This is a genomic window from Halomonas sp. BM-2019 (assembly GCF_017584085.1).
Window position 1 is genome coordinate 1159445 of record NZ_CP071922.1, and the last position, 12825, is coordinate 1172269.

A 12825-nucleotide genomic window follows, 5' to 3' on the forward strand; every position below is an offset into this window, starting at 1 on the left:
TGGATCGCGAGGATATCCTCGAGACCCTGTTCCTCAATCTCTTCTTCGGCGGCAGCCTCAAGGCGATGCCGCCCAAGCTGCTCTCCGACGACGGCAAGAACATCCTGATCCGCCCGCTGGCCTATTGCCGCGAGGCGGATATCGCCGAGTTCGCACGACTGATGGCGTTCCCGATCATCCCGTGCAACCTCTGCGGCTCCCAGCCCAACCTGCAGCGCCAGGTGGTCAAGGAGATGCTGGCCGACTGGGAGAGGCGGCATCCCGGACGCCTGGAGAGCATGTTCAAGGCGGTCACCAACGTGGCGCCGTCGCAGCTGGCCGACCGCGAGCTGTTCGACTTCGCCGGGCTGGAGGAGAAACAGGCGAGGCTCAAGACCAGCGCTCGGCGCTACTTGGCCCCCTCCTCCTCGGCGACCTGGGTCAGGGCATCCAGGTCGAGGATATGCACCTCGCGGCCCGAGACCTCCACCAGCCCCTGGCTCTGGAAGCGGCCGAGGATGCGACTGACCGTCTCCACGGCCAGCCCCAGGTAGTTGCCGATATCGGCCCGGGACATGGAGAGGCGGAAGCTGTAGGGCGAGTAGCCGCGGCGACGGAAGCGGTCGGAGAGGCTGGTGAAGAAGCTGGCCAGGCGCTGGTCGGCGGTCTTGCGCGATAGCAGGCGCATCATGCGGCGGTCGTCGCGCAGCTCCTTGCTCATGCTGCGGTAGAGCTGGCCGCGCAGTTCCGGCAGGGACTCCGACAGCTGATCCAGGCGATCGAAGGGAATCTCGCATACAGTGGTGGTCTCCAGCGCCACCACGGTGCCCGGGTAGCGCTCCTCGTCGATGCCGTCGAGGCCCGCCAGTTCGCTGGGCAGGTAGAAGTTGGTCAGCTGATCCTCGCCGCTGCCCTCGGTAGTGACCTGCTTGAGGCTGCCCGAGCGCACTGCGAAGACGCTGGTGAAGGGGCTGTCCTGGCGAAACAGCGTCTCGCCCTTCTTGAGCGGTGCGCGGCGACGGATGATGGCGTCGAACTGGTCCATGTCCTGAACCTCCAGCGCCAGTGGCAGGCAGAGCGAGCTGAGGCTGCAGGTCTGGCAGCGCGTTTCATGCAGAACAGAGCGCCGCCGACCGGTCAGCGTATCAGGCATGGCAGCCTCCTCCTTGATCATGGTCATGTGGCCATTATGGAGGATTCTGCAGGCAGGGCAAACCACCTCCAAGGAGGTAGTCCCCGGAGAGAGGGGGCGTCGTTGGCTCAGGCAGGTTCGAAGGCGTGGGGATCGAAGGCCTGGGCCAACCGCTGAAGGAACCACTCGCCGCTGGCGGTGACCACCAGCCGCCTGTCTTGCCGCGCGATCAGGCCGTCCTGGCGCAGCGGCTCGAGGCGCTCGAGGGCATCCGCCAGCACGCGTTCGGCGTCTAGCCCCTGGTCGCGGGATAGGGTGCTCATGTCCAGCACGCGGCGGCAGATCAGGGCCTCAATGGCGCCCCGGCGCAGCCGGTCTTCCGCATCAAGATGCCGACCGCTTACGGTGGCCAGGTGACCGGCATCCAGGGCGCGTTCGTAGTCGCCGAGGGTCTCCGCGTTGCGGGCCAGGGCATCTCCCACCCGACTGATGGCGGCCACGCCCAGGCCGAGCTGGTCCCCGGGGCCGTGGGGGGTGAAGCCCTGCAGGTTGCGGGCCAGGCGACCCTCGGCCAGGGCGAGGGTCAGGCTGTCGTCGGCGCGGGCGAAGTGGTCGAGGCCGATATGCACATAGCCGGCATCCAGCAGTTGCTCACGTGCGGTGGCCAGGATGGCCAGCCGGGTCGCGTCGTCGGGCAGCTCCTCGCGACGGATCTCCTGCTGGGGATGGTGACGCTCCGGCAGATGGACATAGCGTCGCAGGGTGATCCGGGCCGAGGCCATGGCGATCACCTGGTCCAGGGTCTCGGTGAAGCTCACCGGCGTCTGCAGGGGCAGGCCCACGATCAGGTCGAGGTTGAGCGAGCGGAAGCCCAGGCGGTTTGCTTCGTCCACCAGGGATTCGGTCAGCACCCGCGGCTGGATTCGGTTGATCGCCTTTTGAACCCGAAGGTCGAGATCCTGAACGCCGAGGCTCAGGCGATTGAAACCCAGGGCCTGGAGGTGTCGCAGTGTGAAGACGTCGGCCTCGCGGGGGTCGATCTCGATGCTGTAGTCGCGCTCCCGAGAGCCGGAGAGCCCGAAGCGGGCGTCGAGTCGGTCGAACAGATCGCCCAGCTGGTCCAGAGAGAGAAAGGCCGGTGCGCCGCCTCCCCAGTGCAGGCGGCGGATCGGAGGGGTAGGGCCCAGCTGACGGCTGATCAACACCATCTCCCGGTCGAGCCGCGACAGGTAGGGCTCGGCCTGTCGGTTGTCCCCGGAGGGCACCCGTCGGGTGGCGCAAAAGCGACAGGCCTGACGGCAGAAGGGTAGGCGGACGTGAAGACCCGGCGGTTCGTCGGTGCTACGCCCGTGCAGCCGCTCGGCGAAGTCGCCGGGTCCGAAGGTATCGTCGAAGTGGGCCACCCGAGGAAAGGTGAGGTAGTGGGAACCGTCGTGGTCGTGGCGCTGCATCAGGGCCCTGTCTCCGGCTGCACATGTCGGCCCGGTGCGATCGGTACGTGTCGCCTGGACGGGCATGGCGATGCTCCCGGCAGTGGATGTGTGTCCATGCTAGGGCGACTTGGGGCAGCGCGGGTTGAGCTGCGTCAATCCGTGGCGGAATAGTGCCGAATCAGCCGTGGCCCCCTCCCGGAAGCAGGTGCCACAGCTGCCACAGCGCAAAGCCGATAATGGTGAGGGCCGCCACCGTGCGGGTCGCCGGATGGCGGATCAGCCCCCCCAGCTGGCGGGCCGCCAGACCGGTGGCCAGCAGCGCCGGCAGGGTGCCGAGGCCGAAGGCGCCCATCAGGGCCACGCCGGTCAGCGGGTCGGCCATGGCCAGGCTCCAGGCCAGCATCGAGTAGACCAGCCCGCAGGGCAGCCAGCCCCAGACGGCTCCCAGCGCTACCGCCTGGGGCACCTTCACCACCGGCATCAGCCGTCGCCCCACCGGCTCCAGGTGGCGCCACAGGTGGCGGCCCAGCGCCTCGACCCGCAGCAGCCCCTTCCACCAGTCGGCGATATAGAGCGCCATCAGGATCAGCATCACCGCGGCGAAGAGCTGCAGGACGACCCGCGTGGCCGGGGTCAGGGTGAGCAGGGTGCCGAGGCTTGCCACCAGGGCACCGGCCACCATGTAGCTGGCGATGCGGCCCAGGTTGTAGCCCAGCAGCAGACCGCCGAGGCGGGCAGTCGAGCGCATGCTGGGAGGCACGGCGAAGGTCAGGGCGCTCATGATGCCGCCACACATGCCGATGCAGTGGGCGCCTCCCAGCAGGCCGAAGACGAAGGCCGCGGCCAATGGCGGCAGGCCGAGTCCGGTGGGGTCCATCAGTGCTCGGTGTCGTCGTCGCGCCGCGCCGTGGCGCCCGAGGCCGTCTCGCGGCGCCGCTGGCGCTCCTCGGCGCTGAGGTCGTTCTCATCCTCATCGAAGAGGATGCGGTGGGCGGGGCCCTCCAGGTCCTCGAACTGGTCGTGCTTGACCGCCCAGAAGAAGGCCCACACGGCCAGGCCCAGCAGGGTCAGCGACAGTGGAATCAGCAGGTAGAGGATGCTCATGCGTTCACCCGACTCGGTTCAGGGGAGGTCGTGGGCGGGGGCGGGGGCATCGCGGCCCCCATGGCGCGGCTGCGAAAACGGTTGAGGCGCAGGGCGTTGGTCACCACCACCAGGGAGCTGCCCGACATGCCCATGGCGGCCAGCCACGGTGGCACCAGGCCCACGGCGGCCAGCGGCATGGCGGAGAAGTTGTAACACACCGACCAGATCATGTTCTGGCGCATCACCCGCCGGGTGGCCCGGCAGATCTCGATCGCCTCGACGACCCGCGACAGGCGCGGGCTCAGCAGGATAGCGTCGGCGCTGGTGCGCGCCAGGTCGGTGGCGCCGTTCATGGCGATGGCCACGTCGGCCCCGGCCAGCACCGGCACGTCGTTGATACCGTCGCCCACCATGGCCACCTTCTCGCCGGCCGCCTGGCACTCGCGGATGCGTGCCAGCTTCTCCTCCGGGGTGGCGCTACCGCGCCAGGTGGCGATTCCCAGGCGGCCAGCCAGCTCGCCGGCGGCTCCGGGGGTATCCCCCGAGAGCAGCTCCACCTCGATGCCCAGCGCCTGGATGGCGGCGATGGTCTCGGCGGCGTCTTCGCGCACGCCGTCCTGCAGGGCGAACCAGGCCCGCGGTTCACCCTCCTCGGCGAGCAGCAGCCAGGGCCCCTCGTCGGGGGGCTCGAGGTTGGCCTCAGGGGCCGCGAACTCGGCCTTGCCAAGCCGCCAGCGGCGGCCGTCGAGGGTGCCTTCGAGGCCCTGGCCGGTGCGGCTGGTTACCTCGGAGGCATGCACCGTGGCCAGTCGGAAGGGGTGGAAGGCCCGCGCGATGGGGTGCTCGGAGCGCGCCTCCAGGGCGGCGGCCAGGGCACGGGCGCGCTCGGCGCCGAGTACGCCCAGGGGGCGGGTCTCCACCAGCGCCATCTCACCGTGGGTCAGGGTGCCGGTCTTGTCGAAGATTACCCGATCGACCTGGGAGAGCGCCTCGATGGCATCGGCGCGGGTCACCAGCACACCGTGGCGGCGCAGCTGGCCGTGACCGGCGGTCAGCGCGGTGGGGGTGGCAAGCGCCAGGGCGCAGGGGCAGGTCACCACCAGCACCGAGAGCATGATCCAGGGCATCCGTGCCGGGTCGATGAACCACCAGGTGATGGTGACCACGGCGGTGACCACCAGCAGGCGCAGCACAAAGAGGTGGGCCATGCGGGCGGCCAGCTGTGCCAGGCGCGGGCGGCTGGCGAAGGCGCGGTCGGTAAGGTCGACGATGCCGGCGACCCGGGCGTCGCGCCCGGCATGGGTCACCCGCACCACCAGCGGGCTCTCGATGTTCTGACTGCCGCCGGTGACGGTGTCGCCGAGGCGTCGGGTGACCGGCAGGTACTCGCCGGTGAGCATGGACTCGTCGAGGCTCGACTCGCCGTCTTCGATCACGCCGTCGGCGGGCACCCCGTGACCGGGTTTGACCAGCACCCGGTCGCCGGCGACGAGCTCGCTGGCCGGCAGGATGCGCTCCTCCCCCTCGTCGGTCAGGCGAATGGCCGAGAGCGGCAGCGCGCCGGCCATGGCGTTGCCGCTGTGGCCGCTGCGTCGACGGGCGCGGGCCTCCACGTAGCGGCCGAAGAGCAGGAAGAAGGTGAACATGGCCGCTGAGTCGAAGTAGACCTCGCCCTTGCCGGTGATCACCGCGTAGCCACTGGCGGCATAGGCGAAGCCGATAGCCAGCGAGACCGGCACGTCCATGCCCAGCACCCGGGCACGCAGGTCGCGCACCGCGTTGCGAAAGAAGGGGGCCGCCGAGAAGAACACCACCGGAGTGGTCAGGGCGAAGGAGAGCCAATGGAACAGGGCGTAGAAGTCCTCGCTGATCCCCTCGGGGCCGGCCACGTAGATGGGAATCGAGAACATCATCACCTGGGCCATGCCCACCGCGGCGATGATCAGCCGGCGCACGTTCATGCGCTCCTCGTGTTGCAGACGCGCCTGTGCCTCGTCGGGCTCGTAGGGCTGTGCCTGGTAGCCGATGGCAGTGAGTTCGGCCAGCAGTTGCGACAGCTTGACCGTGGCGGGGTCCCAGCTCACACGGACGCGGTGGTGGCTGAGGTTGACCGCGCTGGATGCCACGCCGGTCAGGGCGTTGAGGCGATGCTCGATCAGCCAGGCGCAGGCCGCGCAGGTGATGCCGTCCACCGCCAGGGTGGCGTGGACACGGCCGCTGTCGTCTCCCTCGGGGTGGACGAACTGGCGTTGGAGGCCGGGGTCGTCGAACACCGCCCAGGTCTCGGCGCGGGACGATTCACGGTCGTCGGGTCGCTCGGGCAGCTCGGTGCGAAAGCGGTAGTAGCTGGCCAGGCCGCCGTCGACGATGGCGTGGGCCACCGCCTCGCAGCCGGGGCAGCAGAGGGGGTGGCATGCTTCTTCGAGGGTGATCGACCAGGGCGCGCCATCGGGCACCCGACTGCCGCAGTGGTAGCAGCCTGCCGAGGCGGCGGCGTCCACGTCACTCATGGGCTCTGGACTCCTCGCCTGAGGCGGCGCGTCAGCTGTCGTCGCCGGATGCGAACCGGCCGGGGGTCAGGCGGAATGCGGCCTCGTCGGGGAAGCGGGCCTCGCCCACCAGGCGCCACTCCGGCTCCTCGCCCTGGGGCTGCAGCTGCAGGTACCAGCGGTAGCGCAGGTTGTCCGGGGCCTGGCCCAGGTAGCGGCCGTCGCGCACGTGCTCGAGTGTCAGCTCGATATCGCGGTCGCCCTGGGTGGGAAAGATCAGCTCGAAGTCGAGCCGCTCCGGGTACTCCTCGCCGCCCTCCAGGTCCAGCACCACGTCGCTGGTCAGCGGGTCGATGCGCAGCGAGGCAAAGAGTCCCAACTCGGCGGCGCGCTCCTGCTTGGCCAGTACCATGTTGATGGCGCGACCGTGCTCGTAGTAGTCCTCCTGGACCATGCCGTCGGCGGTGCGCACGGCCATCACCGCCAGGGTGCTGCTGGCCCCGATGGAGGTAAAGAGCAGGGCCAGCAGGAACCAGGGCCAGGCTTGCTTGTACCAAGGGGTCACGGGGTGGTTCATGTCATCTCCGGATCTCGCCGATGAAGCGGGTCTCGCGCTCCAGGGCGATGCGTGGGTGGTCGTCGGCCTCGAGGCGCAGGGTGATGGGGTGGCTGGGGCGCTCGATCACCTCGGGGTCGGCGGTGATGGCCACCACGGCGCGGCGGGTCGCCCCGGCCGGCACCTCGATCCGATCGGTGTCGAGGCGCAGGTCCGGCAGGCCCGAGGCCTCCAGGCGGTAGCGATGGTCCTGGCCGTCCAGGTTGCGCACCGTCAGCACATAGACGTTGCTAAGGCGACCCTCGCGGGTCAGCTGGTAGAGCTGGGTGCGTTCGCGCTCCACCTCGAAGGAGAGCGGGGTGCGATCGGCCACGGCCCAGGCGAAGAGCCCGACCATCACCAGCAGGGCCGCCAGGTAGCCCAGCAGGCGCGGACGCAGGATGTGCGTTGGTTTGCCCTCCAGGGCGTTCTCGGTGGTGTAGCGGATCAGGCCGCGAGGATAGCCCATGCGGTCCATCACGCTGTCGCAGGCGTCGATGCAGGCCGCACAGCTGATGCACTCGTACTGCAGGCCGTCACGGATGTCGATGCCGGTGGGGCAGACCTGCACACAGAGGTCGCAGTCGATGCAGTCGCCGTGTCCGGCCGCCTGTGCCTGGGCATGGCTGAGGCTCTTCTTGCGGGCGCCGCGGGGCTCGCCGCGGGCCTCGTCGTAGGAGACGATCAGGGTGTCGCGGTCGAACATCACCCCCTGGAAGCGGGCGTAGGGGCACATGTAGATGCACACCTGCTCGCGCAGCCAGCCGGCGTTGAGGTAGGTGAAGACCAGGAAGAAGCCAACCCAGAAGTAGGACCAGCCGTGGGCCTCGAGGGTGGGCAGGTCGACGACCAGCTCGCGGATCGGCGTGAAGTAGCCGACGAAGGTCACGCCGGTGGCCAGGGCGATGGCGAGCCAGATGGCGTGCTTGGCCGACTTGCGCCACAGCTTGTCGGCGTCAAGCGCCTGCTGGTCGAGCCGTATGCGTCGGTGCCGCGGTCCCTCGAGGCGGTGCTCGAACCAGATGAACAGGAAGGTCCAGACGCTCTGCGGGCAGGTGTAGCCGCACCAGACGCGGCCGGCGAACACCGTGATGAAGAACAGCCCGAAGGCGCAGATGATCAGCAACCAGGAGAGCAGGATGAACTCCTGGGGGTAGAAGGTGGCGGCGAAGATGTGGAACTCGCGGCCGGGCAGATCGAACCAGATCGCCGGGCGGTCGCCCCAGGGCACCCAGGGCATCAAGAAGAACAGCAGCATCAGCGCCCAGTTGGCCCCGCGCCGGAGTCTCTGGAACAGCCCTTGGATCTCGCGCACGTAGATGTGCCGCCGCTTGGCGTACATCTCCTGCTGAACGGTCTCGCCGGGGACGTGCCGACCCACCGGATCTGGGGTGACGTCTCGGCTCGGGATCTTCTCGCTCATGGCTGACTCATGGCAGGCGGGGGAGGCGCCGCGGCCTCGATGCCCCGCATTGTATCGAGCGGTGGTGCCCACGAGAAAGGGTGCGACGTGACGCCGCACCCTTCCTTGGGTTACCTGTCGTCGGGGGATGGATCAGTCCCGGAAGCGCAGGCTGTAGACGTAGGCGGCCACCAGGTGGACACGCTCTTCGCCGATATAGGCCTCCTGGGCCGGCATGTGCCCGTTGCGGCCGTTGCGCAGAGTCTGGCGAATCGAGTCGGCGACGCTCTGGCCGGGTGCCTGATAGAGCCAGATGTCGTTGGTCAGGTTGGGCGCGCCCAGGGCCTGATTGCCGGTGCCATCGGGCATGTGGCAGGCCGCGCAGACCGAGGCATAGGTTGCCGCGCCACGCTCGGCACGTTCCTCGTCGTGCTCCAGGTCGGAGAGCGACAGGGTGTACTGGGTGAGGTTCTCGATGTTCTCCTCGCCCAGCTGCTGCCAGGAAGGCATCAGGCCGCTGCGCCCTCGCACCAGGCTGGTGACGATGTTTTCGGGCTCGCCGCCGTAGAGCCAGTCGTCGTTGGTCAGGTTGGGGAAGCCATAGCCGCCCTGGGCGTTGGAGCCGTGACAGACCGCGCAGTTGTTCAGGTAGATTCGCTCGGCCACCTGCATGGCCTCGGCGTCCCGGGCAAGCTCAGGGATCGGGATCTCCTGGTACTGGGCGAAGATCGGCGTGAACCGCTCCTCGGCGCGGGCTACTTCCTCTTCCCACTGGCCCTCCTGGGTCCAGCCCAGCAAGCCGGCGAAGTTGCCCAGCCCCGGGTAGAGCAGCAGGTACCCCAGGGAGAAGACCACGGTGCCCACGTAGAGCTGGAACCACCAGCGTGGCAGCGGATTGTCATACTCCTCGATGCCGTCTGCGGCGTGACCGGTGGTCTCGATGTTGCCTTCCGCGTCGGGGGTCTTGTCGGTCTTGCGGTTGGCATAGAGCAGCCAGAAGGCGAAACCAATGGAGCCCAGCGTGATGACAATGATCCAGGCGCTCCAGAACCCGGAAAGGGAGTCACCCCAGAGATTGTTCATGTGTTCCTGTCTCCCTTGTTCTTGCGGGAAGCGACCCCGTCCGGCGAGGTGCTCTTGTCACGGTTCGGTAGCTCATCATCGTCGGCGAAGGGCAGCTGGGCCGCCTCGTCGAAGTCCGGCTTGCGCCGCCGGGAGTAGGCCCACACCGTGATGCCGATGAAGGCCACTATCAGCAGCCCGGTGATGATGCCGCGAAAGGTTCCGGTATCCATGATCAACGCGTGCCCTCGAGCACGGTACCCAGCTGCTGCAGGTAGGCGACCAGCGCGGTGATCTCCTGCTGGCCGCGCACCTCGCGGGTGGCGTTCTCGATGTCCTCGTCGGTGTAGGGCACGCCCAGGGTGCGCAGCGCCCGCATCTTCCTCGGGGTGTCGCGACCGTCCAGGGTGCGCTCGAAGAGCCAGGGGTAGGAGGGCATGATCGACTCGGGCACCACGTCGCGCGGGTTGTACATATGAGCGCGGTGCCAGTCATCGCTGTAGCGGCCGCCGACGCGGGCCAGGTCGGGGCCGGTGCGCTTGGAGCCCCACAGGAAGTTGTGATCGTAGACGGTCTCGCCAGCCACGCTGTAGTGGCCATAGCGCTCTGTCTCGGCGCGGAACGGGCGGATCATCTGGGAGTGGCAGCCGACGCAGCCCTCGCGGCGATAGATGTCACGGCCCTCCAGCTCCAGGGCCGTGAGGGGCCTGAGGCCCTCTACGGGCTCGGTGGTCTGCTTCTGGAAGAACAGCGGCACGACCTCGGCCAGGCCGCCGAAGCTGATGACCACCAGGATCAGCACGGCGAGCAGGCCAACGTTCTTTTCGACGATCTCGTGTTTCATTGGTGTCGGTATCCCCGGTTGGCTCAGGCGGTCTGCGGCAGCGGCTGGCGGGCGCCTTCGCCGCGCTTGACGGTCATGTAGACGTTGTAGGCCATGATCAGCATGCCCACGACCCAGCACAGGCCGCCGATCAGGCGCACGATGTAGCCGGGGCCGCTGGCCTCGACGGACTCGATGAAGGTGTACATCAGGGTGCCGTCGGGGTTGATGGCGCGCCACATCAGGCCCTGCAGGATACCGTTGACCCACATGGAGGCGATGTAGAGCACGGTGCCGATGGTCGCCAGCCAGAAGTGCACGGCGATCATGCCTACCGAGTACATCTCGGTACGACCGAACAGGCGCGGGATCAGGTGGTACATGGAGCCGATGGTGATCATCGCCACCCAGCCGAGTGCACCGGCGTGGACGTGGCCGATGGTCCAGTCGGTATAGTGGGAGAGGGCGTTGACGGTCTTGATCGCCATCATCGGGCCTTCGAAGGTCGACATGCCGTAGAACGACAGGGCCACCACCAGGAAGCGCAGGGTCGGGTCGGTACGCAGCTTATGCCAGGCGCCGGAGAGTGTCATCATGCCGTTGATCATGCCGCCCCAGGAGGGGGCCAGCAGGATGATCGACATGATCATGCCCAGCGACTGGGCCCAGTTGGGCAGTGCGGTATAGTGCAGGTGGTGCGGACCGGCCCACATGTAGACCATGATCAGCGACCAGAAGTGGACGATGGAAAGCCGGTAGGAGTAGACCGGGCGCTCGGCCTGCTTGGGCACGAAGTAGTACATCATCCCCAGGAAACCGGCGGTCAGGAAGAAGCCCACCGCATTGTGGCCGTACCACCACTGCACCATGGCGTCGATGGCGCCGGAGTAGATGGAGATGGAGTACATCGCGGTGACCGGTATGGCGGCATTATTGACGATATGCAGCACCGCCACGGTCAGGATGAAGGCGGCGAAGAACCAGTTGGCCACGTAGATGTGAGAGGTCTTTCGCTGCTTGATGGTCATCAGGAAGACGATGGCATAGCTGATCCAGACGACCGCGATCAGGATGTTGATCGGCCATTCCAGCTCGGCGTACTCCTTGGTGGTGGTGTAGCCCAGCGGCAGGGTGATCACCGCAGAGAGGATTACCGCCTGCCAGCCCCAGAAAGTGAAAGCGGCCAGCCTGTCCGAGAAGAGCCGGGTCTGGCAGGTCCGCTGCACCACGTAGTAGGAAGTGGCAAACAGCGCGGAGCCGCCGAAGGCAAAGATCACGGCGTTGGTGTGGAGCGGACGCAGGCGGCCGAAGCTCGTCCAGGGCAGATCCAGGTTGAGTTGCGGCCATACCAGCTGTGCAGCGAGGATGACACCGAGGATCATGCCCACGATGCCCCACACCACTGTCATGATCGCGAACTGCCGAACTACCTTGTAGTTGTAGGTCGGGTGTTCTAGTGCTGTGCTCATGTCAGGTTCCCATCGAACGCGGTAGCGAGGTAACACTGCGTCAGTTTGTCACGGACCCAGCAACCCCAGGATGATGCAGGTCAAGACGGTCTGGATTCTAGCGCAGCCCGCCGCAATCCTGAACACGCCAATCGGCGTAATCGAAGAACTCGCGAGGAGACTCCTTGTCTAATTTTGGTTGCCAGTACCCTGAGCCTATATTCCCGGCGCTCTGTCGCCAACGCCTGAAGGCGGGTCAGTCGGGAAACTGGCTTCTGCCCGACGGCCCCCTCGAGGTGCGCGGCGAGGCCCGGGTGGGGCGAATGCTGATCGCCCACGGGGCGGGTGCCGGGCAGGATTCCACGTTCATGGAACGCTGCCGCGACGCCCTTGCCGAGCGTGGCGTTCAGACCTTGGCCATCGAGTTCGCCTACCTGCAGCAGATGCGTCGCGAGGCCCGTCGGCGCCCCCCGCCGCGGGTCGATCGGCTGGTGGAGGAGCTGGCCCGCTGGTGCGACCTTCTGTCACATACGTCGCTGCCGCCCCTGTGGCTCGGGGGCAAGTCCATGGGCGGTCGGGTGGCCAGCCTGCTGGCGGCCCGTGACGGCGCCGCCGGCGTGGTGTTGTGCGGCTACCCCTTTCACCCTCCCGGCAAGCCCGAGACCCTGCGCCTCTCCCACTGGCCCTTGATCGCCTGCCCCACCCTGGTGGTCCAGGGCAGTCGCGACCCCTTCGGCAGCCGTGAGGAGATCGTTGACTACGATCTGAGCCAGGCCCGCGTCCACCTGCTCGAGGATGGCGACCATGACTGGCAGCCGCGGAGTGCCAGCGGGCGAACCCAGGCGTCGCTGATCGACGAGGCCGCCGAGGTGATCGCCGCCTTCATGGCCGAGCACACCTGTCCCGCCGTCGCCAGGCAAGCCGATGATAAGGCAGCAGAATGACCCCCGGGCCCGGCGCGGGCAAAAAGCGTTGACATTGGCCGGTGCCCCTGTAGAATGCAGCGCCACGTGACCGGGGGTGGTTAGCTCAGCTGGGAGAGCACCAGCCTTACAAGCTGGGGGTCACAGGTTCGAACCCTGTACCACCCACCATTGCCCAAGGCCATGGTCGATCACGTAGAAAGCACGCAGCGGACCGGTAGTTCAGTTGGTTAGAATGCCGGCCTGTCACGCCGGAGGTCGCGGGTTCGAGTCCCGTCCGGTCCGCCAACGTGTTTTCGCCAGGTGCCATCTTGCGGACCGGTAGTTCAGTTGGTTAGAATGCCGGCCTGTCACGCCGGAGGTCGCGGGTTCGAGTCCCGTCCGGTCCGCCACGATGACGGCCTGATAGTCGCAACACCAGCGGTAGCACGACGCAGCACGCTTTGCAGTTCT

General features: G+C 67.5%; 11 protein-coding genes, 3 tRNA genes and 2 pseudogenes. 5 read left to right on the top strand and 11 right to left on the bottom strand.

Annotation, left to right across the window (positions count from 1 at the left end):
• Nucleotides 1-533: pseudogene (locus J5F18_RS05840) on the top strand (hypothetical protein); the annotation flags it as partial.
• Here the strand turns inward: J5F18_RS05840 and fnr are convergent.
• The 11 genes and pseudogenes from fnr to ccoN form a co-directional block, all read right to left on the bottom strand.
• Nucleotides 464-1159, bottom strand: a pseudogene (gene fnr / locus J5F18_RS05845) (fumarate/nitrate reduction transcriptional regulator Fnr); the annotation flags it as partial. The pseudogenes J5F18_RS05840 and fnr overlap by 70 nt on opposite strands.
• An 80-nt stretch (nucleotides 1160-1239) precedes the next feature.
• Complete coding sequence (gene hemN, locus J5F18_RS05850; protein ID WP_346301376.1) at nucleotides 1240-2562, bottom strand: oxygen-independent coproporphyrinogen III oxidase; 1323 nt, start codon at nucleotides 2560-2562, stop codon at nucleotides 1240-1242.
• 160 nt (nucleotides 2563-2722) lie between these two features.
• Complete coding sequence (locus tag J5F18_RS05855; protein WP_346301377.1) at nucleotides 2723-3421, bottom strand: sulfite exporter TauE/SafE family protein; 699 nt, start codon at nucleotides 3419-3421, stop codon at nucleotides 2723-2725.
• Nucleotides 3421-3648 (bottom strand): cbb3-type cytochrome oxidase assembly protein CcoS, encoded by a 228-nt coding sequence (ccoS, locus tag J5F18_RS05860; RefSeq protein WP_346301378.1) that lies wholly within the window; start codon nucleotides 3646-3648, stop codon nucleotides 3421-3423. Before ccoS ends, J5F18_RS05855 begins: the two co-directional genes overlap by 1 nt.
• Entirely contained in the window at nucleotides 3645-6140 is a 2496-nt protein-coding gene (locus J5F18_RS05865; protein ID WP_346301379.1) for a heavy metal translocating P-type ATPase, read from the bottom strand. The genes ccoS and J5F18_RS05865 overlap by 4 nt, the downstream gene beginning before the upstream one ends.
• A gap of 31 nt (nucleotides 6141-6171) precedes the next feature.
• The gene (locus J5F18_RS05870; protein ID WP_346301380.1) at nucleotides 6172-6696 is read right to left on the bottom strand and encodes a FixH family protein; all 525 of its coding nucleotides are present in this window, start codon (nucleotides 6694-6696) and stop codon (nucleotides 6172-6174) included.
• Between the two features lies 1 nt (nucleotide 6697).
• Nucleotides 6698-8137: a cytochrome c oxidase accessory protein CcoG gene (gene ccoG / locus J5F18_RS05875; protein WP_346301381.1), complete on the bottom strand. Its 1440-nt coding sequence runs from the start codon at nucleotides 8135-8137 to the stop codon at nucleotides 6698-6700.
• Between the two features lie 132 nt (nucleotides 8138-8269).
• Nucleotides 8270-9199 carry a cytochrome-c oxidase, cbb3-type subunit III gene (gene ccoP, locus J5F18_RS05880; RefSeq protein WP_346301382.1) on the bottom strand — a complete coding sequence of 310 codons (930 nt, stop codon included), beginning with the start codon at nucleotides 9197-9199 and terminating at the stop codon, nucleotides 8270-8272.
• Nucleotides 9196-9411, bottom strand: coding sequence for a cbb3-type cytochrome c oxidase subunit 3 (locus J5F18_RS05885; protein ID WP_346301383.1), 216 nt, complete (start codon nucleotides 9409-9411; stop codon nucleotides 9196-9198). The genes ccoP and J5F18_RS05885 overlap by 4 nt, the downstream gene beginning before the upstream one ends.
• 2 nt (nucleotides 9412-9413) lie before the next feature.
• Nucleotides 9414-10022, bottom strand: a complete 609-nt coding sequence (gene ccoO, locus J5F18_RS05890; protein ID WP_346301384.1) for a cytochrome-c oxidase, cbb3-type subunit II — start codon at nucleotides 10020-10022, stop codon at nucleotides 9414-9416.
• A 23-nt stretch (nucleotides 10023-10045) separates the two neighbouring features.
• Nucleotides 10046-11470, bottom strand: a complete 1425-nt coding sequence (ccoN, locus tag J5F18_RS05895; protein ID WP_346301385.1) for a cytochrome-c oxidase, cbb3-type subunit I — start codon at nucleotides 11468-11470, stop codon at nucleotides 10046-10048.
• A 164-nt stretch (nucleotides 11471-11634) separates the two neighbouring features.
• On the opposite strand from ccoN, the gene J5F18_RS05900 reads away from it, so the two are divergent.
• The 4 genes from J5F18_RS05900 to J5F18_RS05915 all read left to right on the top strand — a co-directional run bounded on the left by J5F18_RS05900 (nucleotide 11635) and on the right by J5F18_RS05915 (nucleotide 12764).
• Nucleotides 11635-12393, top strand: a complete 759-nt coding sequence (locus J5F18_RS05900) for an alpha/beta family hydrolase (protein ID WP_346301386.1) — start codon at nucleotides 11635-11637, stop codon at nucleotides 12391-12393.
• A gap of 74 nt (nucleotides 12394-12467) precedes the next feature.
• A tRNA-Val gene (locus tag J5F18_RS05905) sits at nucleotides 12468-12543 on the top strand.
• Between the two features lie 40 nt (nucleotides 12544-12583).
• Nucleotides 12584-12660 (top strand) — tRNA-Asp (locus tag J5F18_RS05910).
• Between the two features lie 27 nt (nucleotides 12661-12687).
• Nucleotides 12688-12764 (top strand) — tRNA-Asp (locus J5F18_RS05915).
• Nucleotides 12765-12825 lie beyond the last annotated feature (61 nt).